The 23,451-nt window shown below is 72.4% G+C and carries 26 protein-coding genes; 12 read left to right on the top strand and 14 right to left on the bottom strand.

The window, feature by feature from the left end; translation table 11 throughout:
- Positions 1 to 83 precede the first annotated feature (83 nt).
- The 4 genes from DKL51_RS09810 to DKL51_RS09795 all read left to right on the top strand — a co-directional run bounded on the left by DKL51_RS09810 (position 84) and on the right by DKL51_RS09795 (position 2,778).
- Entirely contained in the window at positions 84 to 752 is a 669-nt protein-coding gene (locus tag DKL51_RS09810; RefSeq protein ID WP_124811971.1) for a hypothetical protein, read from the top strand.
- A 72-nt stretch (positions 753 to 824) separates the two neighbouring features.
- Positions 825 to 1,145, top strand: coding sequence for a DUF2516 family protein (locus tag DKL51_RS09805; RefSeq protein ID WP_109943926.1), 321 nt, complete (start codon positions 825 to 827; stop codon positions 1,143 to 1,145).
- The gene (locus tag DKL51_RS09800; RefSeq protein WP_109943925.1) at positions 1,142 to 2,029 is read left to right on the top strand and encodes an alpha/beta fold hydrolase; all 888 of its coding nucleotides are present in this window, start codon (positions 1,142 to 1,144) and stop codon (positions 2,027 to 2,029) included. Before DKL51_RS09805 ends, DKL51_RS09800 begins: the two co-directional genes overlap by 4 nt.
- An 11-nt stretch (positions 2,030 to 2,040) precedes the next feature.
- The gene (locus DKL51_RS09795) at positions 2,041 to 2,778 is read left to right on the top strand and encodes an alanyl-tRNA editing protein (protein WP_109943924.1); all 738 of its coding nucleotides are present in this window, start codon (positions 2,041 to 2,043) and stop codon (positions 2,776 to 2,778) included.
- Positions 2,779 to 2,836: 58 nt separating this feature from the next.
- On the opposite strand, the gene DKL51_RS09790 is transcribed toward DKL51_RS09795, so the two are convergent.
- Positions 2,837 to 3,808, bottom strand: a complete 972-nt coding sequence (locus DKL51_RS09790) for a GNAT family N-acetyltransferase (RefSeq protein WP_243422300.1) — start codon at positions 3,806 to 3,808, stop codon at positions 2,837 to 2,839.
- A gap of 135 nt (positions 3,809 to 3,943) precedes the next feature.
- Positions 3,944 to 4,630 carry a nucleotidyltransferase domain-containing protein gene (locus DKL51_RS09785; RefSeq protein ID WP_109943928.1) on the bottom strand — a complete coding sequence of 229 codons (687 nt, stop codon included), beginning with the start codon at positions 4,628 to 4,630 and terminating at the stop codon, positions 3,944 to 3,946.
- Positions 4,631 to 4,706: 76 nt separating this feature from the next.
- On the opposite strand from DKL51_RS09785, the gene DKL51_RS09780 reads away from it, so the two are divergent.
- Positions 4,707 to 5,621, top strand: coding sequence for an SDR family oxidoreductase (locus tag DKL51_RS09780; protein WP_109943923.1), 915 nt, complete (start codon positions 4,707 to 4,709; stop codon positions 5,619 to 5,621).
- Here the strand turns inward: DKL51_RS09780 and DKL51_RS09775 are convergent.
- On the bottom strand, positions 5,612 to 6,607 hold the full coding sequence (locus DKL51_RS09775) for a helix-turn-helix transcriptional regulator (protein WP_109943922.1): 996 nt from the start codon (positions 6,605 to 6,607) through the stop codon (positions 5,612 to 5,614). The genes DKL51_RS09780 and DKL51_RS09775 overlap by 10 nt on opposite strands.
- A 64-nt stretch (positions 6,608 to 6,671) precedes the next feature.
- On the opposite strand from DKL51_RS09775, the gene DKL51_RS09770 reads away from it, so the two are divergent.
- Together DKL51_RS09770 and DKL51_RS09765 are read left to right on the top strand one after the other, a co-directional pair.
- On the top strand, positions 6,672 to 7,460 hold the full coding sequence (locus DKL51_RS09770) for an EI24 domain-containing protein (protein WP_109943921.1): 789 nt from the start codon (positions 6,672 to 6,674) through the stop codon (positions 7,458 to 7,460).
- 1 nt (position 7,461) lies between these two features.
- A complete protein-coding gene (locus DKL51_RS09765) occupies positions 7,462 to 7,977 on the top strand; it encodes an O-acetyl-ADP-ribose deacetylase (RefSeq protein WP_109943920.1) in 516 nt (171 codons plus the stop codon).
- Between the two features lie 6 nt (positions 7,978 to 7,983).
- On the opposite strand, the gene DKL51_RS09760 is transcribed toward DKL51_RS09765, so the two are convergent.
- Together DKL51_RS09760 and DKL51_RS09755 are read right to left on the bottom strand one after the other, a co-directional pair.
- On the bottom strand, positions 7,984 to 8,229 hold the full coding sequence (locus DKL51_RS09760; RefSeq protein WP_423790610.1) for a GNAT family N-acetyltransferase: 246 nt from the start codon (positions 8,227 to 8,229) through the stop codon (positions 7,984 to 7,986).
- Positions 8,230 to 8,646 (bottom strand): RidA family protein, encoded by a 417-nt coding sequence (locus DKL51_RS09755; RefSeq protein WP_109943919.1) that lies wholly within the window; start codon positions 8,644 to 8,646, stop codon positions 8,230 to 8,232. It abuts the gene before it with no gap.
- A 70-nt stretch (positions 8,647 to 8,716) separates the two neighbouring features.
- On the opposite strand from DKL51_RS09755, the gene DKL51_RS09750 reads away from it, so the two are divergent.
- Positions 8,717 to 9,424, top strand: coding sequence for a 3-keto-disaccharide hydrolase (locus DKL51_RS09750; RefSeq protein WP_109943918.1), 708 nt, complete (start codon positions 8,717 to 8,719; stop codon positions 9,422 to 9,424).
- On the opposite strand, the gene DKL51_RS09745 is transcribed toward DKL51_RS09750, so the two are convergent.
- The 6 genes from DKL51_RS09745 to DKL51_RS09720 form a co-directional block, all read right to left on the bottom strand.
- Positions 9,421 to 10,428 carry a LacI family DNA-binding transcriptional regulator gene (locus DKL51_RS09745; RefSeq protein WP_109943917.1) on the bottom strand — a complete coding sequence of 336 codons (1,008 nt, stop codon included), beginning with the start codon at positions 10,426 to 10,428 and terminating at the stop codon, positions 9,421 to 9,423. The two genes, DKL51_RS09750 and DKL51_RS09745, sit on opposite strands and share 4 nt — an antisense overlap.
- A 19-nt stretch (positions 10,429 to 10,447) precedes the next feature.
- Positions 10,448 to 11,839, bottom strand: coding sequence for a GH1 family beta-glucosidase (locus DKL51_RS09740; protein WP_109943916.1), 1,392 nt, complete (start codon positions 11,837 to 11,839; stop codon positions 10,448 to 10,450).
- Positions 11,840 to 11,897: 58 nt separating this feature from the next.
- Positions 11,898 to 12,731 carry a carbohydrate ABC transporter permease gene (locus DKL51_RS09735; protein WP_109943915.1) on the bottom strand — a complete coding sequence of 278 codons (834 nt, stop codon included), beginning with the start codon at positions 12,729 to 12,731 and terminating at the stop codon, positions 11,898 to 11,900.
- Positions 12,728 to 13,717: a carbohydrate ABC transporter permease gene (locus tag DKL51_RS09730; protein ID WP_109943914.1), complete on the bottom strand. Its 990-nt coding sequence runs from the start codon at positions 13,715 to 13,717 to the stop codon at positions 12,728 to 12,730. The genes DKL51_RS09735 and DKL51_RS09730 overlap by 4 nt, the downstream gene beginning before the upstream one ends.
- Positions 13,718 to 13,788: 71 nt before the next feature.
- Positions 13,789 to 15,099 carry an ABC transporter substrate-binding protein gene (locus DKL51_RS09725; RefSeq protein ID WP_109943913.1) on the bottom strand — a complete coding sequence of 437 codons (1,311 nt, stop codon included), beginning with the start codon at positions 15,097 to 15,099 and terminating at the stop codon, positions 13,789 to 13,791.
- A gap of 224 nt (positions 15,100 to 15,323) precedes the next feature.
- A complete protein-coding gene (locus DKL51_RS09720) occupies positions 15,324 to 16,079 on the bottom strand; it encodes a maleylpyruvate isomerase family mycothiol-dependent enzyme (protein WP_109943912.1) in 756 nt (251 codons plus the stop codon).
- A gap of 70 nt (positions 16,080 to 16,149) precedes the next feature.
- On the opposite strand from DKL51_RS09720, the gene DKL51_RS09715 reads away from it, so the two are divergent.
- Entirely contained in the window at positions 16,150 to 17,241 is a 1,092-nt protein-coding gene (locus DKL51_RS09715; protein ID WP_124811970.1) for a UDP-N-acetylmuramate dehydrogenase, read from the top strand.
- Here DKL51_RS09715 and DKL51_RS09710 read toward each other — a convergent pair.
- Together DKL51_RS09710 and DKL51_RS09705 are read right to left on the bottom strand one after the other, a co-directional pair.
- A complete protein-coding gene (locus DKL51_RS09710) occupies positions 17,238 to 18,029 on the bottom strand; it encodes an SAM-dependent methyltransferase (protein ID WP_109966488.1) in 792 nt (263 codons plus the stop codon). The genes DKL51_RS09715 and DKL51_RS09710 overlap by 4 nt on opposite strands.
- Complete coding sequence (locus tag DKL51_RS09705) at positions 18,029 to 18,793, bottom strand: SDR family oxidoreductase (protein ID WP_109943909.1); 765 nt, start codon at positions 18,791 to 18,793, stop codon at positions 18,029 to 18,031. Before DKL51_RS09705 ends, DKL51_RS09710 begins: the two co-directional genes overlap by 1 nt.
- Before the next feature lie 169 nt (positions 18,794 to 18,962).
- Between DKL51_RS09705 and mshA the strand changes: the two genes are divergently transcribed.
- The 3 genes from mshA to DKL51_RS09690 all read left to right on the top strand — a co-directional run bounded on the left by mshA (position 18,963) and on the right by DKL51_RS09690 (position 22,016).
- Entirely contained in the window at positions 18,963 to 20,327 is a 1,365-nt protein-coding gene (gene mshA, locus DKL51_RS09700) for a D-inositol-3-phosphate glycosyltransferase (RefSeq protein ID WP_124811969.1), read from the top strand.
- Positions 20,328 to 20,372: 45 nt separating this feature from the next.
- Positions 20,373 to 20,927 carry a type III secretion system chaperone family protein gene (locus tag DKL51_RS09695; RefSeq protein WP_124811968.1) on the top strand — a complete coding sequence of 185 codons (555 nt, stop codon included), beginning with the start codon at positions 20,373 to 20,375 and terminating at the stop codon, positions 20,925 to 20,927.
- Between the two features lie 189 nt (positions 20,928 to 21,116).
- Complete coding sequence (locus DKL51_RS09690; protein ID WP_260428451.1) at positions 21,117 to 22,016, top strand: hypothetical protein; 900 nt, start codon at positions 21,117 to 21,119, stop codon at positions 22,014 to 22,016.
- 357 nt (positions 22,017 to 22,373) lie between these two features.
- Here the strand turns inward: DKL51_RS09690 and DKL51_RS09685 are convergent.
- Positions 22,374 to 23,451, bottom strand: a 1,078-nt coding sequence (locus DKL51_RS09685; protein WP_148097759.1) for an MFS transporter, incomplete at its 5' end; no start/stop codon positions are given.

Raw genomic sequence — 23,451 nt, 5'->3', positions numbered from 1 at the left:
CCCGCCCCCACCACCGACGCCCCCCAGAAGAAGACCGCGCCGAACGCGGTCCGCAAGGCCGCCACCGCGGCCGAAGAGGAGAAGTGATGACCCAGCCGAAGACCAACCGAATCCCGGCCCCGCTCTACGCCGCCGCCGGCGCCGGCGAGCTGGCCCTCCAGCAGCTGCGCAAGCTCCCCGCCGTGGTCAGCGACCTCGGCACCAAGGTCGTCGCCGACCTCGGCGGCAAGGCCGTCGTCACCGGCGTCGAGCTGCGCCAGAAGGCCACCGAGACGCTGAAGACCGCCAACCTGACCGCGACCGGGCTGCGGGAGAAGGCCGTCCCGGCCGAGCTCGACCTGGACAAGCTCCGCGGGACCGCCGCCCGCACGGTGCTGGCCGGCGCCCAGGCCGCCCAGGAGCGGGCGCTCGCCGGCGCGCAGGCTGCGCAGGAGCGGGCCCTGGCCGCGTACGCCGAGCTGGTCGCCCGCGGTGAGCGGGTGGTCGGCACCGGCGTGCTGGAGGCCGCCGACACGGTGAACGCCGACATCGAGGCGACCGAGGCCGACACCACCGTGAAGACCGTGGCCACCCCGGCCCCGGCCGCGCCGGTCGAGGTGCCCACCCCGGCCGAGGTCGTCGAGGCCAAGCCGGCTGCGGTCAAGCGCACCCGGGCCACCAAGGCCACCGCCACCAAGGCCGCCAAGCCGGCCGCCACCCCGTCGGCGAAGCTGCCGAAGACCACGAAGCGGACCCGTCCGGCCGCTGAGTGACCGACCCTCCACCGACGACCCCGGAAGCGTCCTGTCCGACGTTTCCGGGGTCGTCGGCATAAGCTTGCCGTCATGGCCTACGCCGCGCCGATCTTCTACAACGAAGTCCGCTTTGTGATCGAGCTGATCCTGCTCGTCTTCGCCCTGGTCATCGAGGGCGTCGCGGTGGTCCACGCGATCACTCAGCGCTCCGACGCGTTTCCCGCGATCGGCACGCTGCCCAAGGGCGGCTGGATCGCCATCCTGGGGGTCTGCATGCTGCTCACCCTGCTCGGGGTCGGCGGCGGCGTGCTGAGCATCTTCGGCCTGATCGGCATCGCGGCGGCGCTCATCTACCTCCTGGACGTCCGGCCCGGTCTGCGTGACCTGCACGACGGCAAAGGCTTCTGGTGAGGGGTTTCCGCTGGCCCCCGCCGCCGGACGGCGGTCCCCGCACCTGGGGCCCCGGCCCGGGGGGACCGCGTACCGGCCGGCCCGCGCTCCCCGAGCCGGAGACCGAGCTGGTCACCACCCCGCACGGCGTACGGCTGGAGCGGCTGGTCACCGGCACCGGTGACCCGGTCACCGTGTTCGCCCACGGGCTGGGCAACGGCATCGCCACCACCCGCCCGTTCGGTAGCGCGGTCACCGGCCGCAAGATCTTCTTCCAGTTCCGGGGGCACGGCCGCTCCGACTCGCCGCCCGGCCCGTGGAGCTACCTGGACCTCGCCCGTGACCTGCGGGCCATCGCCGACCTCGGCGGGGCCACCCGGGCCTTCGGCGCCAGCCTCGGCGCCGGTGCCCTCTGCCGGCTGCTGGTGGAGAGCCCCGACCGCTTCGAGAAGCTGGTCTTCTTCCTGCCCGCCGTGCTCGACAAGCCGCGCGGCGAGGTGGCCCGGACCCGCCTCACCGACCTGCTCGACGCGGTGGAGAGCGGGGACGCCTCCACCCTCGCCGACGTCGTGTCGATGGAGCTGCCGCCCTCCGTGCGGAACACCCCGGCCGGGTGGGCGTACCTGCGGCAGCGGCTCGACCAGCTGCTCCGGGACGGACTCGCGCCCGGGCTGGCCAGCCTGCCCGAGCAGGCGCCGCTGCGGGACGCCACCGCCCTCGCCGGGGTCACCGCACCGGCCCTGGTGATCGGCTGCGCCGGCGACGACCTGCACCCGGCGGCCGTCGCCGAGGAGTTGGCCGCCGCGCTGCCGCACGCCACCCTGCACGTGTACGACCGCCCGGGCGTGCTCTGGTCGGAACGCGCCGACCTGCGGGAGCGGATCTCGGCGTTCCTCAACGGGTAACGTCGCCTGTCATGGGCGTCACACATCACGGCCGTACGCACCGCCTCGATCTCGCCGACCCGACGCTGCGCGAGTGGGAGTGCACGGTGCTGGCGGCCGATCCCGAGCAGGGCATCGTGCTGGACCGGTCGGCCTTCTACCCCGGCGGCGGCGGGCAGCCGCCGGACCACGGGGTGCTGCTCTGGCAGGGGGTGCAGACCCGGATCGTCGGCACCCGCAAGGGCGACGACCTCTACCTGATCCCGGCCGAGGGTGACCCGGTACCGCCGCCCGGGACAACGGTCACCGGCGCGGTGGAGGACGGCCGGCGGACCCGGCTGATGCGGACCCACTCCGGGCTGCACGTCCTCTGCGGCGTGGTGTTCCGCGACTTCGGTGCGCTGGTCACCGGCGGCAACATGGAACCCGGTGAGGCCCGGATGGACTTCAACCTCCCCGAGGTGCCGCCGGACTTCAAGAGCCGGATCGAGGAGCTGGTCAACGCCGAGGTGGCCGCCGACCGGGCGGTCGCCGTCCGGGTGCTGCCGCGCGAGGAGGCGCTGGCCCTGCCGGACATCATCCGTACCCAGTCCAACCTGATCCCGCCGAACGAGCAGGAGGTGCGGATCGTCGACATCGTCGGGCTGGACGTGCAGGCCGACGGGGGCACGCACGTCGCCTCGACTGCCCAGATCGGCAAGGTCCAGGTGGTCAAGGTGGAGAGCAAGGGCCGCGCCAACCGCCGGGTCCGGGTCCGGCTCGCGGACTGAGCGGGCTGGGCCGGGCGGTGTCCCCGGCACCGGTGGTCCGGTGCCGGGGACCGGTGCGTCACACCAGGTCGACGCGTTCCCGCTCGACCGGGTAGCCCGCCCGGGCGAAGATGGCGGCCATCGGGTGGTTGGTCTGGTCCGTGGCGGCCACGATCTCCGTCGCGCCGCCCTCGACCAGCAGGTGCGTGCCTTCGACCAGCAGGTCGTACGCGTAGCCCTGACCGCGCTGCTCGGGGACCACGCCGACGAAGGCGACGATCGGATCGCTGTGGTTGCGGGCCGGCACGATGATGCCGACCAGCGTGCCACTCGCGGTCCGGGCCAGTCGCCACCAGTCACGGGGACTCGGCAGCCAGCGCAACAGGTCCAGTTCCTCCTGGGCCGCCGCCTCCGGACCGGAGGTGGCGATGGTGTGGCGGGTGTGGGCGTCAAGGCTGCCCTCGCCGATGCGGCGGAGGACGTCGAGGATGACGGCGTCGTCCGGTTCGGGGCGGAACTGCAGCCGGCCCGGTCGGGCCGGCAGCCCGCAGTCGGCCGTCCAGCGGTACCGGTACCGCTCGACCAGCACCGACATGCCGGCCTTCGTCGCAGCGTCGATCCGGGCCTCGCCCTGCGCCCGGACGGCCGGGTCGTCGCGCCAGCCGGGTGGCAGTGAGATGGAGTACTCCGCCCGCAGCGGCGCGGTCCGCAGCAGCTCGACCGCCGCGTCGGCATCGGCGAAGTCGAACCAGTCAAGGGCCAGCGGCGCGGTGTCGCCGGGGCCGCCCCACCAGGCGGCGCGGGCCACGACGGTGTCGTCGCGGAGGGCGACCCAGGTCCATTCGGGGCGGTACTGGCCGGCGGCGGCCATGTCCAGGTAGCTCTCGCCGAAGGCGGCGCGGCCGACGAGAGCGGGGTCGGGCAGGGAGTCGAAGAGGTGTTCCTCGCCCGTGGTGATCGGGCGGATGACCAGGTCGGTCATGGGGTCCTTCCGGGTGGTGACGTGCTCCCGGTTCAGGACCTCGGCGTCCTCGCCGTCGGGTGGGAGCACATGACTGTCGTGGTGGACATCGCGCTCACCTCCCTTTCGCTGATCGAGGACGCGACCACAACCTATCGGCAGGGATGGTGCCGGGCCAACTGGGTTTTCGGCCGTGAGCAGGAGGGCCGGTGCTCCTCTCGGTGGCTACGGCCGGGGCAGCTCCGGCGGCAGGTGGGCGGCGCGGACGTCGAGCAGCCAGCGTTCGACGGTCTCCTCGTCGGGCCGGTCCGGCAGCGGGGTGCGGATCCGGTCGAAGTCCCGCTCGGCCGCGGCGACCAACGCCTCCGCCTCGTCCAGCGCGCCACCGGCGACTCGTTCGCCGAAGGCCAGGAACCATTCCGGGTCGGCCAACCAGATCTCCAGCACGCCGGTGGCGTAGAGGGTCCGCCCCTGGTGCAGCAGCCGGGCCAGGTGCCGGGCGTGCTTCGCGGAGCGGAGCCGGCCACCCACCGTGGCGTCGCGCGTGGTGAGCCTGCGAAACTGCTGGGTGGCGTACCCGAGGTAGGCGTCGCGGACCCGGGGCGCGCTGAGGAAGGCCGACCGGATGGCGATCAGCCGGTCGCCGAACTCCGTCCGGGTTTCGTAGCAGTCGTCGGGGAGCCACATCAGCTCGGTCGCGGTCGGGTTGCCGCTCAGCCCGAGGCGGCAGTACTTGGCGCACTCGTGCAGGGTGACGTCCGGGTCGGTGGTGACCACGGACTCGCGGGGCGGGTGCAGGCCGTGGAAGGCGACCGTCGGGGCGGCGAAGACGCCGATCCGGTCCACGTCCGAGCCGGGGCCGGCCAGCCCGTAGGCGACCGAGCCGACGATCCCGGAGAGCAGCACGTGCATGCCGGTCATCATCCCGGATCCGATCACACCGGAAACTGGACTTCGGTTGTCAGGTATTGGTGCCAGCGTCGACCGCATGACGAAACCGCTGACAGGAAAGATCGCACTCGTCGCCGGGGCGACCCGGGGCGCCGGCCGCCAGATCGCGGTCCAGCTCGGCGCCGCCGGAGCCACCGTCTACGCCACCGGCCGCACCACCCGCGACCGGCGCTCCGAGATGGACCGGCCGGAGACCATCGAGGAGACCGCGGAACTGGTCACCGCCGCCGGCGGCACCGGCATCGCGGTCGCCGTCGACCACCTGGTGCCCGACGAGGTACGCCGACTCGTCGACCGGATCGACGCCGAGCAGGGCCGCCTGGACGTGCTGGTCAACGACATCTGGGGCGGGGACCCGTTCACCACCTGGTACAAGCCGGTCTGGGAGCAGCCGCTGGACAACGGATTCCGCACCCTCCGGCTGGCGATCGACACGCACATCATCACCAGCCACTTCGCCCTGCCGCTGCTGATCCGCAATCCGGGCGGCCTGGTCGTCGAGGTCGGCGACGGCACCACGGCCTACAACGACGCCCACTACCGCGAGTCGGTCTTCTACGACCTGGCCAAGGTCTCGGTCAACCGGCTCGCCTTCGCGCAGTCGAAGGAGCTGGAACCGCGTGGCTGCACCGCGGTGGCGCTCACCCCCGGTTGGCTGCGCTCCGAGGCGATGCTCGAGCACTTCGGGGTCACCGAGGAGAACTGGCGGGAGGGCGCGGCGAAGGACCCGCACTTCGTGATGTCGGAGACGCCGGCCTTCGTCGGGCGCGCGGTGGCTGCCCTGGCGAAGGACCCGGATCGGGCCCGCTGGAACGGGCAGTCCCTCGACGCCGGCGGGCTCGCCCCGGTGTACGGCTTCACCGACCTCGACGGCACCCGCCCGCACTTCCTCCGCTACCACGCGGAGGTGATCGAGCCCGGGAAGCCGGCGGACGACACCGGTTACCGCTGATCCGGGTCGGCCGGCGGGACGCCGTAGAGGTCGGCCGACCGGCGCGCCGCCTCGACGAAGCGCTCCCGCAGCTCCGGCGGGTCGAGCACCTCCACCTCCGGCCCGAGCCGGAGCAGCACGTCGTACGCCACCGGCACGGACTCGACGGGCACCAGGGTCACCACCCAACCCTGCCCGTCGGGTTCGCCGGCGGCGGCGACCGCCTCCTCGTACGCGAAGGGGGCCTCCGCCGCCCAGCGCAGCGCGCGCAGGCCGGCGGGGCTGAGCCGGACGGTGACCCGCTCGTTGATCATGCTCCGCAGGAACGCCTCGGCCTGCTCCCGCCAGTACCCACCCAGGTCGAAGCCCTCGTCCCGGTCGAAGGTCGCCTCGCCCACCTCGACGCCGACGACCCGGTCCACCCGGTACGTGCGATACCCGTCGCCGACCCGGCCGACGAGATACCAGACGCCGCTCTTCAACACCAGCCCGTACGGCTGGAGGCTGCGGGTCACCTCCCGCTCGCCGCGCCGGTAGCGCAGCTCGACCACCCGGTCCCGCCAAACCGCCCGGGCCAGATCGGCCAGCCACGGCGGCGGTTCCGCCGCTCGGAACCAACCCGGCACGTCCAGGTGGAACCGCTGCCCGGTACGGGCCGGGGCGTCCCGCAGGCTCGGCGGCAACGCGGCGAGGACCTTCAGCTCGGCGGCGGCCACCGCGTCGGCGAGTCCCATGTCCCCGGCCGGCCCGGGCAGCCCGGCCAGGAAGAGCGCCTCCGCCTCGTCCCGGTTCAGCCCGGTCAGCCGGGTGCGGTAGCCGCCGAGCAGGCGGTAGCCGCCCGCCCGGCCCCGGTCGGCGTAGATTGGTACCCCGGCCGCGGAGAGCGCCAGCACGTCCCGGTAGACCGTCCGCTCGGAGACCTCCAGCTCCCGGGCCAGCTCGGTCGCGGTCATCGTCTCCCGCGACTGCAGGAGCAGGAGCAGCGAGATCAGCCGGGACGCGCGCACCCGTCCATCCTGCCCCGGTCGCGTCCCCGGCCGCGGGTGCGGGCGACGGTTAGGCTCTGCGGTCGTGAAGGCACCCAGCATCGCGCCGGTCACCGGCGCCGTCGGTCGGTTCCTCGGCGGGGCCGGTCTGCTGTTGCGCGGCATCGGGCTCTACGTGCGCAGCCCCGGCCTGATGCTGCTCGGCGTCGTACCGGCGCTCATCTCCGGTGCGCTCTTCCTCGGCGCGTTGGCGGCGCTGGTGTACTTCGTGGACGATCTCGCCGCGCTGGTCACCCCGTTCGCCGACGACTGGCCGTCGGGACTGCGCGGGCTGGTCCGGGTGATCGCCGGGCTGGCCTTTCTGGGGCTCGGCGGCCTGCTCGGCGTGCTCACCTTCACCGCGGTCACGCTGGCCATCGGCGACCCGTTCTACGAGAAGATCTCCGAGCGGGTCGAGGAGCGGTACGGCGGCACCCCGGGTGCGGTCGAGGTGCCGTTCTGGGCGTCGGTACGCCGCAGCATCGCCGACTCGGTGCGGCTGGTGGCCATCTCGGCGTTGGTCGGCGTACCGCTCTTCGCGGCCGGCTTCATCCCGGTGGTGGGCCAGACCGTCGTACCGGTGATCGGGGCGGCGGTGGGTGGCTGGTTCCTCGCCCTCGAACTGGTCGGCGTGCCCTTCTACCGGCGCGGCATGCGGTTGCCCGACCGCCGCTCGCTGTTGAAGGCGGACCGGCCCACCACCCTCGGCTTCGGCGTGGCCGTCTTCCTCTGCTTCCTGATTCCGCTCGGCGCAGTCCTCGTCATGCCGGCCGCCGTCGCCGGAGCCACCCTGCTCGCCCGCCGGTCGCTCGGCCAGTCCATCGAGGAGCACTGACATGGAGATCACCCTGGTCGAGGGGGACATCACCGCGCAGCAGGTCGACGCGATCGTCAATGCGGCCAACTCGTCGCTGCTCGGCGGCGGGGGAGTCGACGGGGCGATCCACCGCAAGGGCGGGCCGGCCATCCTGAAGGAGTGCCGGGCGCTGCGCGCCTCCCGGTACGGCCGGGGCCTGCCCACCGGCCAGGCGGTCGCCACCACCGCCGGCAACCTGCCGGCCCGCTGGGTCATCCACACCGTCGGGCCGGTCTTCGCGGCCGGGGAGGACCGGTCGGCGCTGCTGCGCGACTGCTACGCCAACAGCCTCCGGGTCGCCGACGAGCTCGGCGCGGTCACGGTGGCCTTCCCGTTGATCTCCGCCGGCATCTACGGCTGGCCCGTCGACGACGCGGTACGCCAGGCGCTGACCGTGCTGCGCGCGGCCACCCCGGCGCACGTCACGGAGGCCCGCCTGGTGCTCTTCGGCGCCGACACGTACGCCACGGCCGAGCGGGTCGCCGCCGCCCGGTAGCCGCCGTCACGCGGCCAACGCGGCCGACCGGCGCCGAATGGGAGAGCCCCCGGAGCCGCCACCCGGCGTGTACGTGGACACCCAACCGGCCACCGCGCCGTCGACCTCGGCCACCGCGACGAGCCGGGACCGGGGGGTGGTGGCGATCATCTGCCGGGTGCCCTCCACCCCGCGCACCAGGTACGGGTAGACCAGCGCGCGCAGCGCCACCACGGCCGGCGCGTCCTCTGGGCGGGCGGGACGGATCGGCACTCAGCCGACCTCCGCCCGGACCGCGGCGACCGCCTCGACCTCGACGAGCTGGTCGGTGTACCCGAGCACGGCTACCCCGAGCAGGGTGCTGGGCGGGTCGTGGTCGCCGAACGCGTCCCGGACCACCTCCCAGACGGCCACCAGGTCGGCGCGGTCGCTGCTGGCCACGTAGACCGTGGTCTTGACCACGTCGGTGAGCCCGGCCCCCGCGGCGGCCAGGGCGGTCGCCAGGTTTGCCATCACCTGCCGCGCCTGGGCGGCGGGATCGCCGGGTGCGACGGTCCGGCCCTCGGCGTCCAGCGGGCAGGCGCCGGCGGTGAAGACCAGCCGGGCCGGCGGGGTGACCCCGGCCGCGTACGCGTACTCGGCGACGTCGGAGAGCTGGGGCGCGCGGATCAGGCGCACGGTGCCGGTCACCGGGCGACCGTAGCGCCCGTGCCCGGCGCGGCGCGGCGCGAGGCGTTAACGCCGGTGGCGGGAACGGGCCGTGCCCGCCGCCGTGCGGGTGAACACTTGGCTGGTGGCCGAGAACATCCTCGACGCCGCGCCGAGGAATGCCTGCCCACCGATCGCCCCGGAGCCGGGCTACACCAGCCTCTTCGACGGCACCTCGGCGAGCCTGGCGCGATGGCGGCAGGCCGGCCCGGGCGGGTTCGTGCACGCCCCCGGCTGCACGCTGCGGTCGTACGGCGGGCTGGGCCTCTGCTGGTACGACCAGGGCTTCACCGACTACATCCTGAAGCTGGACTGGAAGCTGGCGGGCGACGACAACTCGGGGGTCTACGTCGGGTTCCCGAACCCGGGCGACGACCCCTGGGTCGCGGTCAACGAGGGCTACGAGATCCAGATCGACGCCACCGACGGGCCGGAGCGGGCAACCGGAGCGATCTACGGCTTCCAGTCGGCCGATCTCGCCGCCCGGGACGCCGCACTCCATCCGCCCGGCCGGTGGAACTCATACGAGATCGTCGTGCGGGGGCAGAGCATCGTGGTGCGCCTGAACGACACGGAGATCAACCGGTACGTCAACACCGACCCGGCACGGATGCGGGCGCCCGGCTACATCGGCATCCAGAACCACGGCAACGGCGACGCGGTCTCCTTCCGGAACATCCGGCTCAAGGAACTGCCGGCGGGCACCGCCCCCACCACAGGGGCGGCGGTGCCCGCCGAGTCCGACCCTCCGCCGCGTTAGGCCGATTCGCGGACGATGAGCTCGGTCGGCAGGACCAGCGCCTGCTCGATGTCCTCTCCGGCCGCCATCCGGAGCAGTTGCCGGGTCATCGCCCGGCCGAGTTCCACTATCGGCTGGCGGATCGTGGTCAACGGCGGCTCGGTGTACGCCGCCGTCTCGATGTCGTCGAAGCCGACCACCGCCACGTCCTCCGGCACCCGCCGCCCGGCCTCCCGCAGGGTCCGTAGGGCGGCGTGCGCCATCAGGTCGGAGGCGGCGAAGACCGCGTCCAGGTCGGGATGCTCGGCGAGCAGGTGCCGCATCGCCGCCGCCCCGGACTCCCGGGTGAAGTCCCCGAACGACTCCCGGACGGGCAGCCCGGCCGCCGCCATGGCCTCCCGGTAACCGGTGAGCCGCTCGATGCCGGCCACCATGTCCTGTGGGCCGGCGATGGTGGCGATCCGGTGCCGGCCGGACCCGATCAGGTGCCGCACCGCCCGGGTCACCCCGCCGACGTTGTCCACGTCGACGTACGGCACCTCGGCGCTGCCGAGCGGCCGACCGGCGCACACCACCGGGATACCGAGCCGGGCCAGCATCCCCGGCAGCGGGTCCTCGCCGTGCAGCGAGGCGAAGAGCACCCCGTCCACGTGCCGCCCGGTGGTGTACCGCTCGACCCGTTCGTGCCCGGCCGGCGAGCCGGCCAGCATCAGCACGAGCTGCTTGTCGGCAGCCTCCAGCTCCTGGCTGACCCCGCGGATGATCCCCGGGAAGACCTGGTCGTCGGAGAAGACGCGGGTGGCCTCCTCGGGCATGACCAGGGCCACGGAGTCGGTCCGCTGGGTGACCAGGCTGCGGGCGGCCAGGTTCGGGACGTACCCGAGCTCCTGGACCGCCCGGCGGACCGCCTCCTGGATCGGCTGCGCGACGGTGGTGGAGCCGTTGACCACCCGGGAGACCGTCGCCCGGGACACTCCTGCCAGCCGGGCCACCGCCTCCAGGGTCGGTCGCTGTGCCGTCGTCATCCCCGTTACCACCACCTCGTCACAGCCCGTTCCGGGAGATCACCTCCTGGTACCAGCGGGCACTTTCCTTCGGTGTGCGCCGCTGGGTCAGGTAGTCGACGTGGACGATCCCGAACCGCTTCCGGTAGCCCTCGGCCCATTCGAAGTTGTCCAGCAACGACCATACGAGATAACCGCGCAGGTCGACGCCGCGGGCGATGGCCTCGTGCACGGCACGCAAGTGCCCGTCGAGGTACGCCACCCGGTCGCTGTCCGCCACCCGGCCGGTGTCGTCCGGTCCCTCCGAACCGGACTTGTCCGGAAAAGCCGCGCCGTTCTCGGTGATGATCATCGGCAGCCCCGGGTAGTCGGCGGCCACCCGCTCCAGCAGCCGGGTGAGCCCGGCCGGTTCGATCATCCACCCCATGTCGGTCAGCGGCCCGACCGGCGGCAGGAACTCCAGCAGGCCGTCCGTGCCCGGGTACGCGCCTCCGCCGCCGGCCCCACCCGGGCGGCCGGCCACGTAGGTGGGCGAGTAGTAGTTGATGCCGAGCAGGTCGATCGGAGCGGCGATGATCTTCTCGTCCCCGTCCTGGATGAACGTCGGCTCCACCAGCCGGCTGACGTGCTCCAGCACGTCGTCCGGGTAACCGGCGCCGGTCAGCGGGTCGAGGAAGATCCGGTTGTGCAGCCCGTCGACCAGGCGCACCGCGTCGGCGTCCGCCGCGCTCTCCCGATCCGCCGGCTGCACGTCGGCCAGGTTGAGGGTGATCCCCAGGACCTCCGCGCCGGCCGCGCGCAGCGCCCGGGTCGCCAGGCCGTGGCCGAGCAGCAGATGGTGTACGGCCCGGAAGGCCGCCGCGGCGTCCTGCTCACCGGGCGCGTGCACCCCGTTGCCGTAGCCCAGGTAGGCCGAGCACCACGGCTCGTTCAGCGTGGTCCAGGTGCGGACCCGGTCACCGAGTCGGGTGTGCACGGCGACCGCGTAGTCGGCGAAGTGCTCGGCGGTCTCCCGACTGGTCCAGCCGCCCCGGTCCTGCAGCGTCTGCGGCAGGTCCCAGTGGTAGAGCGTGATGAACGGGTCGATGCCCCGGTCCAGCAGCGTGTCCACCAGGCGGTCGTAGAAGTCCAGGCCACGGGGGTTGACCGGGCCGGTGCCGTCGGGCTGGATCCGCGGCCAGGCGATCGAGAACCGGTACGCCTGCAGGCCCAGCTCGGCCATCAGCGCCACGTCGTCGGCGTACCGGTGGTAGTGGTCGCAGGCCACGTCGCCGGTGTGCCCCTGGAACACCTTCCCCGGCGTACGGCTGAAGGTGTCCCAGATGGACGGCCCGCGACCGTCCGTCTGGGCCGCACCCTCGATCTGGTACGCGGCGGTGGCCGCGCCCCAGATGAAGTTGTCGGGAAATCGGAGCTCGCTCCTCGCGCTCACGCGGCACCTTCTTTCGTTCGCGACTGCGGGGCTCGCAAACCCGGCTCGCTCCTCGCGCTCACGCCTTGACCGCACCTTCCATGATGCCCCCGATGATCTGGCGGCCGAACACGATGAACACCAGCAGCAGGGGAAGGGTGGCGATGGCCGTCCCGGTGAACACCTGCGACATGTCCTGGTAGTAGCCGTCGGAGAGCGCCCGCAGGGAAAGCTGCACGGTGGGGTTCTCCGGGTCGTTGAGGACGGCGTACGGCCAGAGGAAGTCGTTCCAGGCGGTCATGAAGGTGAGCAGGCCGAGCACCGCGGCCGCCGGACGCAGCGCCGGCAGCACCACGTTCCAGTAGATCCGGGCGGTGTTGCAGCCGTCCACCCGGGCGGCCTCGATCAGCTCGGTGCTCACCGCCTGGCCCGCGTACTGCCGCATCATGAACACCCCGAAGCCGGTGACCAGGGCCGGCACGATCACCGCCGGCAGCCGGTCGTTCCAGTTCAGCTTGGTCATCAGCATGTACAGCGGAATGACGCCGAGCTGGGTGGGCACCATCATGGTGGCGACGATGACCAGCAGCAGCGCGTTGCGTCCCCGGAACCGCAGCTTGGCGAAGGCGAAGCCGGCCAGCGTGGAGAAGAAGACCACCGAGACCGTCACCGTGCCGGCCACGATGGCCGAGTTGATCAGACCGGCGAGGAAGTACGCGTCGGTGTTCTCGAAGAGCCGGGCGATGTTGGCGCCCAGGTTGCCGCCCGGGGTGACCGGTGGCGGCACCTGGCCCATCGCGTCGCTGGTCCGGCTGGCCACCACGAACATCCAGTAGATCGGGAAGATCGACAGGAAGGCCGTGATGGTCAGCGCCACGTAGGTGAGCCGGCCGGCCGACCAGAGGCGGGTCATCGCGATTCCTCCTTGCGGGCGCCGCCGCCGAGCCGGCGGAGCAGCAGCACGTTGATTGCCGCGACGACCGCGATCAGCACGAAGAGCATCCAGGCGATCGCCGAGCCGTAGCCGAAGTTGTAGTGCGGCGCGAAGGCGTTCTCGAACATGTACATGGTCACCGTCTGCGACTCGCGCATCGGTCCGCCGCGGATCGCGTTGGTGCCGGAGTTGAAGAGGCGGGGTTCGGTGAAGAGCTGTAGGCCGCCGATGGTGGAGATGATGACCGCGAAGACGATCGTCGGCTTGAGCAGCGGCACCGTGATGGACCAGAACTGCCGCGATCGGCTCGCACCGTCGATCGAGGCGGATTCGTACAGGTCTCGCGGGATGGCCTGCATGGCGGCCAGGAAGATCAGCGCGTTGTAGCCGGTCCACCGCCAGTCGACCATCGTGGAGATGGCCACCCAGGCGGCGACCCGGTTGGCCTTCCAGTCGATCGCGTCGACGCCGACGTGGTCCAGCAGCCAGTTGATCATGCCGAACTCGCGGCCGAAGAGCACCGCGAAGACGATCGCCACGGCGGCGGTCGAGGTGACGTTCGGGATCAGCACCGCCATCCGCCAGGAGGTCCGGGCGCGCAGCTGCCGGTTGAGCAGGTTGGCCAGCCAGAGCGCGGCCAGCAGCTGCGGGACGGTGGAGATGACGAAGATGCCGAGGGTGTTGACGACCGAGTGCCAGAAGTCCGGGTCGGCCATCAGCTGGGTGTAGTTGTCGAACCCGACGAACGGGTGGTCGACGCCGAGCAGGTCCCAGTCGTGCAGGGAGACCCAGAAGGTGTAGATCAGCGGGTAGATCCCGAAAACCCCGAAGAGCAGGAAGAACGGGGCGATGTAGAGGTAGGGCGAGTACCGGGTGTCGAACCGGCTGAGCCGGGCGGCCCGGGTCGGGCGGGGGGTGCGGTGCGCCGGTACGACCGGCGGCCGGGCGTCGAGCTGGACTGCCATGGCCCGTGACTCCTTTCCGCCGTGCGGGCGGGTACCCCGTCGCCGGAGCCCGCCCGCACGCCTGGCTCGGGTTACTTGGCAGCGGCCTTCTTCGCGTTGTTCACCGCGTCGGTCCAGCCCTGCTCGGGGTTGCGCTGCCCCAGCTCCACCGTGCGGACGGCGTTCTCCACCTCGGTGCGGACGGCCTGGTTCTTCGGGCCCATGTAGACCGGCTTCAGGCTCTTGGCGCCCTCGGCGAAGATCTTGCCGACGGGGGCGTCGGAGAAGTACGCGTTCTTCGAGTCGACGATGGCCGGGTCCTCCAGGGCCTGCGGCGAGGACGGCAGCGGGCCCTTGGCCTTGAACGCGCCGATCTGGCCCTTGGCGCTGGTCAGGAACTTGGCCAGCTCGATCGCCTCGGCCTGGTGCTTGCTCTGCTTCGGCACGGCGAGGAAGGAGCCACCCCAGTTGCCGCCGTTCCCGGGGATCTGGGCGATGTCCCACTTGCCCTTGGCCGTCGGGCCGGCGTTGCCCTCGATGACGCCGGTCATCCACGCCGGGCAGGCGATGGTGGCGAACTTCGACTGCCTGAACGCGGAGACCCACTCCTCCGACCAGGAGCCGTACTTGCCGGAGAGGCCGGAGTCGATGATGTCCATCGTGGTGTCGTACGCCTGCTTGACGGCCGGGTTGCTGTCGACGACCAGGTTGTTGCTGGTGTCGTAGTAGCTGTAGCCGGTGGTGTTGCCGGCGGCCTGGAGCAGGACGGTGTTGAAGGTGTTGGTCGCGCCGTCGAGGAATGAGGCGCCGGTGTTCTTCGCCTTGAACTGCTCGCCGACCTTGATGTAGTCCTGCCAGGTGGGCCAGAGCTTGGAGACCGCGTCCCGGTCGGTGGGCAGGCCGGCCTTGGCGAAGAGGTCCTTGCGGTAGCACATCGCCATGCCGCCGATGTCGGTGCCGAGGCCGATGAGCTGCTTGCCGTCGGCGGTGAGGCCCTGGTTCCACTTCCAGTCGAGGAAGTTGCCCTTGAGGTCGGCCGCGCCGTGGTCGAGCAGGTTGACGAAGTTCTGCGGGTTGGCCTTGTACTCGACTAGCAGGCCCTCCTCGATGGCGACGATGTCGCCGGCGCCCTTGCCCGCGGCCAGCCACTGGGTCAGCTTCGGCGAGTACTCGTCCAGGTTGCTGCCGGTGCCCCGCTCAACGATCTTCACGTTGGGGTGGCTCGCCATGTACTCCTTGTACAGGTCGTCGTAGCCGAACTGGCCGAAGACGTCCACGGTCAGCGTGATGGGCCCGTCGGCGGCGGGCTTGTCGTCCCCGCCGCCGCAGGCGGCGGTGCCGAGCAGCGCGGTGGTGGCGATGAGGGCCACCGCCGCCAGGCGGCGGCGCGTGAAGGTAGCCATCTCTTATCTGACCCCTCTAGGTCGTACGGGTGGTGGAGGTGGTTCTTGACTGAGAGAGCGCTCTCACAAAGAGTGTTGCCTGCCTCAATTTCTGTCAAGAGAGCGCTCTCAGACCGGTACCCGAGCGGGCCCGGAACGGCGGAGAGTGGCCATCCGACGGGGGATGGCCACTCTCGGCGTTCGTCTTCTCGAGGGGTCGGTCCGGTCCGGGCCGGGGGCGGGGGTCAGCCGACCCGGAGGCCGTTCAGCAGCCCCCGATCACCGCTCACCCCGAGGGTGTCGAAGCTGACCCGGCCCATCAACGCCAGCAGCAGGTCGCTGGCCGTGCCGCTGACCTGCGCTCGCGCCCGGTGATTGTCGTGGTCGAGGATCGTCGCGGTGTCCAGCAGGGCCACCCCCTCACCCCGCAGCCGCAGGTACCAGTCCTGCGCCGCGTCGACGGCGGTCAGCTGGACCACCCCGTGCCACTGGCCGGGCGACGTCCGGCGGCCCGCCGGCAGCCAGGTGTCGAGCACCTCGCTCACCCCGTCGGCCGCGAGCTTCGCCTCGATCGGGTCACCCGCGCCGATGGCGAGCTGAGCGTCCCAGCGGTGGACGGCCGTCTCCAGCGCCATCCGGCGCGGCCAGAAGCCGGCCTTCTTCGGCTGCGGCGCGAAGTTCCACGCCGGGGCCTCCGGGTCCAGGCCCTCGAAGAGGGCCATCAGCTGGTCGTACTCCTGCCGGTACCACTGCGCGGGGGTCAGCCCCGGCGGCGTCGTCACATCGGGGCGCACCGGCTTGGTGGGGGTCCCGGCGGTCACCACCGTACGGGCCCACACGTAGCACCCCGCGAGGTGGTGCGCGAGGTCGGAGACCGTCCAGCCAGGACAGGAGAGGACCGGTGTCTCCGGCGGCGCCTCGCCGACGGCGGCGGCGAAGGCGGGACCCTCCGTCCGCAGCGCGCCGATCCAGAAGTCCTTCGTGCCGTGCAGTCTGCTCATCGCAATCCTCCCGGGGGTGACCGGGCCACCAGTGGGTGCCGCGGCTACCCCTCAGCCTAGGGTGAAAGGCGTGTCAGACGTCTACGCCGAATTGACGACCGGAGCCGACCCGACCGACCCGGCCACCCTGGCGAGATACACCACACTCCGCCTCGGTGGCACCGCCGGACGGTTGGAGACCGCCACCAGCGCCGATGAAATCGTACAAAAGGTGCAGGAAGCGCAGGGCCGGGACGAGCCGGTCCTCATCCTCGCCGGTGGCAGCAACGTGGTGATCGGTGACCAGGGCTTCCCCGGCACGGTGGTGCTGGTCCGCTCCCGGGGGTTCCGGGTGGTCGCCGAGGGCGCCGACACCGTCACCGTACGCGTCGAGGCCGGCGAGCCCTGGGACGACCTGGTCGCCGCCACCGTGGCCAACGGCTGGTCCGGGCTGGAATGCCTCTCCGGCATCCCCGGCTCGGCCGGCGCCACCCCGATCCAGAACGTCGGCGCGTACGGCCAGGAGGTGGCCGAGACGATCACCGGCGTCCAGGTGTACGACCGCACCGACGGCAGCGTCAGCCGGATCGACGCGGCGGACTGCGGCTTCGCGTACCGGTCCAGCATCTTCAAGTACAGCGACCGCTGGGCGGTGCTCTCGGTCGACTTCCGGCTGACCCGCTCGCCGCTCTCCGGCCCGGTGCGCTACGCCGAGCTGGCCCGGGCGCTCGGTGCCGAAGTGGGGGACCGGGTGCCGCTGGCCGACGCCCGGGCCACCGTGCTGCGGCTGCGCGCCGGCAAGGGCATGGTGCTCGACGCCGACGACCCGGACACCTGGTCGGTGGGCTCGTTCTTCACCAACCCGGTGCTGGAGCGGGAGGCGTACGAGCTGCTCCGGGAGCGCGCCGCGGACCTGGGCGAGCCGCCCTCCTGGCCGGGCGCCGGGGACGTGGTCAAGGTGAGTGCCGCCTGGCTGATCGACAAGGCCGGCTTCGCCAAGGGCCACCCGGGCCCGGAGGGCGTGGCGATCTCCAGCAAGCACACCCTCGCCCTCACCAACCGCAGCGGCACGGCCAGCACCGCAGCCCTGGTGGCCCTGGCCAGGGAAATCCGCGACGCCGTCCACGACCGCTTCGGCGTAACCCTCCACCCCGAACCCGTCCTCATCAACTGCATCATCTAGCCCGGTGAGGGGGCTGTTGCGGGCCAGGGGAGGGTGAGTTCGCCGCGGCGCCAGCGGCGGGGGCGGTCGAGGACGGGCCAGCCAGCCTGCTTGAGCGCGGTGATCGCCTGCACCCAGCGGTGGCGGGGGCCGAAGGGGGCGTAGCCGGCGGCGGACTGCCAGGCCTCCTCCAAGGCGCGGAGCAGGTCGTGGATCCGCTCGCCGGGGACGTTGCGGTGGATCAGCGCCTTGGGTAGTCGCTCGGCGAGCTGGGCGGGGCTCTCCAGCGTGGTCAGCTTCGCCGACAGGGTCAGCGTGCGGGGACCGTCCGCGTCGAGCAGTACCCAGCTGGCGAGCCGGCCCAGCTCGTCGCAGGTCCCCTCGACCAGCAGTCCGCCCGGGGCCAGCCGGTCCGTGATCGTCCGCCAGGCGTCGGCGACCTCGCGCTCGTCGTACTGGCGGAGGACGTTGAACGCGCGCACCAGGGCGGGGCGGAGCCCGGCCAGCTCGAAGCCACCCCGGGCGAACGTCAGCCCGGGCGGGTCGGCAGCCGGCTGGGCGGCTGCCACCCGTACCGGATCGATCTCCAGCCCGACCACCCGGACGTCCGGGCGGACCCCGGCGGCGAGCCGGGCCCGCAACTCGACCGCGGTGACCGGGGTGGCGCCGTAGCCCAGGTCCACCACCAGCGGATCGGCCGCGTCACGCAGCGCGTCACCACAGGTCTCGACGATCCAGTTGTCGACCCGCCGGAGCCGGTTGGGATTCGTCGTCCCCCGGGTGACCACCCCCAGCGGCCGGTGCCGCATCAGGACGTCCGGTGCACCTTGTGCTGGGCCGCCTGGGCCAGCGGGCGGACCACCAGCCGATCCACGTTGACGTGCTGCGGACGGGTGGCACACCAGGCGATGCAGTCGGCGACGTCCTCGGCGACCAGCGGCTCGGCGACACCGGCGTAGACCGCCGCGGCCCGATCGGCGTCACCGTCGAAGCGGACCAGGCCGAACTCCTCGGTCTTCACCATGCCCGGGTCGATCTCGATCACCCGGATCGGGCGCCCGCAGAGCTCCAGCCGCAGGGTGCCGGCCATCGCCGTCTGCGCGTGCTTCGCGGCCGAGTACCCACCGCCGCCCTCGTAGACGATGAAGCCGGCGGTGGAGCTGACGATCACGATGGTGCCGGCGCCGGAGGCCTCCAGCGCGGGCAGCAGCGCCTGGGTGACCCGGAGCGTGCCCAGCACGTTGACGTCGTACATCCACTGCCAGTCGCGGGTCGAGCCGGACTCGACCGGGTCGAGGCCGCGCGCGCCACCGGCGTTGTTGACCAGCAGGGTGACCGGCCCGGGCGCCGCCGCGGCGGCCGCGGCCAGGCCCGCGACGGACTCGTCCGAGGTCACGTCGCACTCGACGGCGGTGGCCGCGCCGCCGGCCGCCTCGATCTCCGCGACCAGCTCGGCCAGTCGGTCGGTACGCCGGGCGGCGGCGAGCACGTGGAAACCCTCGGCGGCCAGGCGGCGGGCGGTGGCCGCGCCGATCCCGCTGGACGCCCCGGTGACGATTGCGACTGAGGTCATCGGGTCATTCTGCCCCCGCCCGTACCGGCGCACCGATGAGGTCCGTCACGCCCGGGGCCGGGCAGTACGCATTTCCGAAGCCCGATGGGGAAGATGACATCCGGCGTGGAGGTTGACCGAGAAGCGCCGGTCGTGCGGGACGGCATCAACCGTGACAGAGGGAGCGGACGTGGCGGATGTGCACACCGGTGTCGGTCGTCAGCGAGGTGCCTTGCCGTGGCCGCGGCCGCGCCGGATCGCCACCCTCTCCGTCCACACCTCGCCGCTGCACCAGCCCGGCACGGGCGACGCGGGCGGCATGAACGTCTACATCCTCGAGGTGGCCCGCCGGCTGGCCGAGGCCGATGTCGAGGTCGAGATCTTCACCCGGGCCACCTCCGGTGACCTGCCACCGGTGGTCGAGATGGCCCCCGGCGTGCACGTCCGGCACATCACCTCCGGTCCGCTGGAGGGGCTGACCAAGGAGGAGCTGCCCGGGCAGCTCTGCGCCTTCACCGCCGGAGTGCTCCGGGCCGAGGCTTCCCGCCCGCCGGGCCACTACGACCTGATCCACTCGCACTACTGGCTCTCCGGCCAGGTGGGCTGGCTGGCCAAGGAACGCTGGGGCGTGCCGCTGGTGCACACCGCGCACACCCTCGCCAAGGTGAAGAACGCGCAGCTCGCCGCGGGTGACCGCCCCGAGCCGAAGGCGCGCGTCATCGGCGAGGAGCAGGTGGTCGCCGAGGCCGACCGGCTGGTCGCCAACACTCGGGTCGAGGCCCGTGACCTGCTCCACCGGTACGACGCCGACCCGGCCCGGGTCGCCGTGGTGGAACCCGGCGTCGACCTGGACCGGTTCCGCCCGGCCGCCGGGGACCGGCACCGCGCCGCGCTCGCCGCCCGCCGTCGGCTGGGGCTGCCCACCGAGGGGTACGTGGTGGCCTTCGTCGGCCGGATCCAGCCGCTCAAGGCGCCGGACGTGCTGATCCGCGCGGTCGCCGCGCTGCGCGAGCGGGATCCCGCGCTCGCCGACGAGCTGACCGTGGTGATCTGCGGCGGCCCCAGCGGCAGCGGCCTGGACCGGCCGACCGCCCTGATCGAGCTGGCCGCCTCGCTCGGCGTCACCGACCGGGTGCGGTTCCTGCCGCCGCAGACCGGCGAGGACCTGCCCGACCTCTACCGGGCCGCCGACCTGGTCGCCGTGCCGTCGTACAACGAGTCGTTCGGGCTGGTCGCGCTGGAGGCCCAGGCCTGCGGTACGCCCGTGCTGGCCGCCGCCGTCGGAGGGCTGGTCACCGCCGTCCGGGACGGGGTCAGCGGGGTGCTGATCGACGGCCACGATCCGGTCGACTGGGCCCGGACGATGGCCCGGCTGCTCCCGGACCGGCTCCGCCGGGCCACCCTGGCCCGGGGCGCGGAACGGCACGCCCGGAACTTCTCCTGGCAGCGCACCGTCTCCGGCCTGCTCGCGGTCTACGGCGAGGCGATCGTCGAGCACCGCAGCCGGCTCACCGCCCGGTTGGCCGGCGACCCGGCCCTCTCCTGCTCCTGGTGAGCCGCCGTCGGGTGCGCGGGATCCTGCGCCCGTAAAGTGGGTCCGATGAGCCGCACGAGCGAGGTCGCCGCCCTGATCGAGTCCGTCTGCGCCGAGCGGGAGCTGGACTGGGAGTCCACCGGTGCGGCGTCGTACGCGGTCACCCTGCCGGGGACGCACAAGCTCAAGACGGTCTGCAATCTGATCGTCGGGGAGCACGCGCTGCGGATCGAGGCGTTCGTGATGCGCCAGCCGGACGAGCGCCGCGAGGAGTTCTGGGCCTGGCTGCTCCAGCGCAACGCGCGGATGTACGGGGTGTCGTTCTCCATCGACACGGTCGGCGACGTCTACCTCACCGGCCGGGTCAACCTGGCCGGCATCGACGCCGACGAGCTGGACCGGCTGTTCGGTGCCGTGCTGACGTACGCCGACGAGTCCTTCGACACCATGCTGGAGATCGGCTTCGGCACCGCGATCCGCCGGGAGTGGGAGTGGCGGGTCAAGCGGGGCGAATCCACCGCCAATCTGGCCGCGTTCGCGCACCTCTTCGAGCCCTCCGCCGGTGCTCGGGCGTCCGCCGGCAGCGCCACCTCGACCGCCGGAGGTTCGGACCCGTCCTGACGGGTATGCCGCACCGCGCGGTGCGGTAATGGGACCCGCCGCGGGCCGAGGACGGAACTGTCGAGGAGCGTGTGTCCCATGGCTCAGCGAAGCAGCTCAGGTCGCGGCACGACTGCGACCAGGACCAAGCGGCAAACCGGCAACCAGACACCGGGCACGCCGGGCATCTCCGAATCCGAGATCTCCCGGATGAAGATCGACGACATCCGGGGCCAGCTGCGCCGGCGGGGGGTCTCCGGGATCTCCGCCCTGCGCAAGCCGGAACTGGTGAAGACGCTGGCGCAGACCCTCCGGTCGGAGGCTCGCGGCGGCGGTGCGGCCCGCAAGGCCACCGGACCGGCCGGCCGCGCCGCCCCGACGAAGAAGGCGGTCGCCAAGAAGGCACCGGCGAAGAAGACCGCTGCGGCTCGGGCCAAGGCGGCCCCGTCCGCGAAGGCCACGGGCGCGCGGGCGAAGAAGGCGGCCCCGGCGAAGAGGGCCGCCGCAAAGAAGGCGCCCGCCGCGAAGAAGGCGCCTGCCGCGAAGAAGGCGCCTGCCGCGAAGAAGGCGCCTGCCGCGAAGAAGGCGCCTGCCGCGAAGAAGGCGCCTGCCGCGAAGAAGGCGCCTGCCGCGAAGAAGGCGCCACCGTCCCGAGCCGGCGCCGCGAAGGCTGCGGCCGGTGCGGGTGCGAGGGCGGCTCCATCCCGGGCCGGAGTCACCGCGACGGGGCGGGCCACGCCGGTCCGTACCGGCCGATCCTCCGCCCGTTCGGTGCGGTCGTCCCAGCAGATCACCTCGCTGGAGGATCGTCCGGAGCGTCCCGGCCGGAGCCTGGTGACCGCCAACCACGAGGTCATCCAGCGTTGGGCGCGGGCCCGGAACGCCAAGCCGGCCACGATCGCCGGCACCGAGCGGGAAGGTCGACCCGGGGTCCTGACGTTCAACATCCCCGGCTACCGGGAGAGCAGCCGGATCCGGGAAATCACCTGGGACGACTGGTTCCGGACATTCGACCTACGCGGGCTGAATCTCATCTACCAGGAGCAGATGCGGGACGGCCGGCAGAGCAATTTCTTCCGTACCGAGAACCCGGATCGCGAGGACGCCTGAGGTTTACGGGAATGGCTGACGGGAACCCGCTGTTGGCACCCACGAGGCCCGGAGCAGGACAGCGGATCTCGGACACCGGTGCTGTGACCGGCGAGACAACGATCTGAGTTGAATCCGGAATCTGGGCGAACTAACTTTATTGCACCGCGCCACGCTTGGAAACGTTCGGGGGAGCGGCGGATCGATCAGATCCGTGCAGGCGAGGCGCGAGGGAACGAGTGGAGCAACACCGTTGGGGGACGGTGCCACTCGTGAAACCGGCGGCGCGAGCGGGCGACGCTTACGGGGGTGAGTGTCGCCCGCCGCCGCCGGGCGCACGGTGCGAGCGCCCATCACGACGGGGGTCGTGGTGGGCGCTCAGCCGTTTTTCCACACCCTTTCACCGGCCCGCGGTGACGCTTCCGCGTCCCGGTCGAGCTCCGCGTGGCGCGACGCCACCCGCCGCTCCCGCGGTGGCCCGGCGAGCAGGTGACCGATCGCCGCGACCAGGCCCAGCCCGCCGACGATCAGCCAGTGCCGCTCACCCAGGTACTGCAGGCTCAGCCCGCCCAGCGCCGGCGCCACGAAGGACGCCGCCGGAAAGGTCAGATAGAAGACCGACTGGTAGCGGGCGCGCAGTTCCGGCGGGGCCAAATCGGCGTTGATCTGCGCGTTCGGCGGTGCGGCGAGCATCTGGCCGATCGTCCACACCACCGCCGCGCCGAGGTAGACCGGCAGGTCGTCGGCGAGGGCCAGGGCGCCGAAGCCGAGCGCCATCAGCCCGGTGGAGACCGACAGCACGGCCGCCTTCCGGTACGGCTCGATCAGCCGCGGTACGAAGAGCTGCCCGAGCACGATCAGCGCGCCGCCGAGCGCCACAACCATGCCGTACGCCGAGGGGCGCAGGCCGTCCGCCCGCATCGCCAGGGGCATGATCGTGGAGGTCTGCATGGTGAGCACGGCCAGCAGGAAGGTCAACCCCACGAAGACCACGAAGATCCGGTCGATCAGCGCGGTACGCAGCCCCGGCCGGCGCCGCGTCCCTGCCGCCGGGCGACGCCGGACCAGGGTCTCCGGCACCTTCGTGGCGATGATGGCCGCGGCGGTGAGCGTGGCGGCCGCGTCGACCAGGAAGAGCGCCACGAAGCTCGCCTCGGCGAGCACCCCGGCCAGCAGCGAGGCGACCGCCATGCCCAGGTTGAACGCCCAGAACTGCAGGTTGAACGCGCGGGAGCGGCGGTGCTCCGGGACCACGTCGACGATCGCCGCGACGAAGGCCGGGCTGGGCATCGAGTGCACCACCCCGACCAGCGCGGCGAGCACGGCGATCACCGCCAGGTGCTGGCTGAACGCCAGCGCCACCATCAGCCCGGCCGCGCCGAGGTGCGCCGCGACCAGGGTGGCCCGCCGCCCCCACCGGTCGGCCAGCACCCCACCGAGCAGCACGCCGACCGCC

The sequence above is a fragment of the Micromonospora globispora genome (genome assembly GCF_003857015.1).
Taxonomy (GTDB): Bacteria; Actinomycetota; Actinomycetes; order Mycobacteriales; family Micromonosporaceae; genus Micromonospora; species Micromonospora globispora.
This window is presented reverse-complemented; position numbering and strand designations above follow the sequence as displayed.

Bases quoted from the DNA above. Each gene is read 5' to 3' on its own strand.
- DKL51_RS09805 (WP_109943926.1), top strand. From the start codon at position 825: ATGGCCTACGCCGCGCCGATCTTCTACAACGAAGTCCGCTTTGTGATC.
- DKL51_RS09695 (WP_124811968.1), top strand. From the start codon at position 20,373: ATGAGCCGCACGAGCGAGGTCGCCGCCCTGATCGAGTCCGTCTGCGCC.
- DKL51_RS09780 (WP_109943923.1), top strand. From the start codon at position 4,707: ATGACGAAACCGCTGACAGGAAAGATCGCACTCGTCGCCGGGGCGACC.
- DKL51_RS09795 (WP_109943924.1), top strand. From the start codon at position 2,041: ATGGGCGTCACACATCACGGCCGTACGCACCGCCTCGATCTCGCCGAC.
- DKL51_RS09725 (WP_109943913.1), bottom strand. From the start codon at position 15,099: ATGGCTACCTTCACGCGCCGCCGCCTGGCGGCGGTGGCCCTCATCGCC.
- DKL51_RS09705 (WP_109943909.1), bottom strand. From the start codon at position 18,793: ATGACCTCAGTCGCAATCGTCACCGGGGCGTCCAGCGGGATCGGCGCG.
- DKL51_RS09720 (WP_109943912.1), bottom strand. From the start codon at position 16,079: ATGAGCAGACTGCACGGCACGAAGGACTTCTGGATCGGCGCGCTGCGG.
- DKL51_RS09765 (WP_109943920.1), top strand. From the start codon at position 7,462: ATGGAGATCACCCTGGTCGAGGGGGACATCACCGCGCAGCAGGTCGAC.
- DKL51_RS09690 (WP_260428451.1), top strand. From the start codon at position 21,117: ATGAAGATCGACGACATCCGGGGCCAGCTGCGCCGGCGGGGGGTCTCC.
- DKL51_RS09745 (WP_109943917.1), bottom strand. From the start codon at position 10,428: ATGACGACGGCACAGCGACCGACCCTGGAGGCGGTGGCCCGGCTGGCA.
- DKL51_RS09735 (WP_109943915.1), bottom strand. From the start codon at position 12,731: ATGACCCGCCTCTGGTCGGCCGGCCGGCTCACCTACGTGGCGCTGACC.
- DKL51_RS09710 (WP_109966488.1), bottom strand. From the start codon at position 18,029: ATGCGGCACCGGCCGCTGGGGGTGGTCACCCGGGGGACGACGAATCCC.
- DKL51_RS09785 (WP_109943928.1), bottom strand. From the start codon at position 4,630: ATGCACGTGCTGCTCTCCGGGATCGTCGGCTCGGTCGCCTACGGGCTG.
- DKL51_RS09730 (WP_109943914.1), bottom strand. From the start codon at position 13,717: ATGGCAGTCCAGCTCGACGCCCGGCCGCCGGTCGTACCGGCGCACCGC.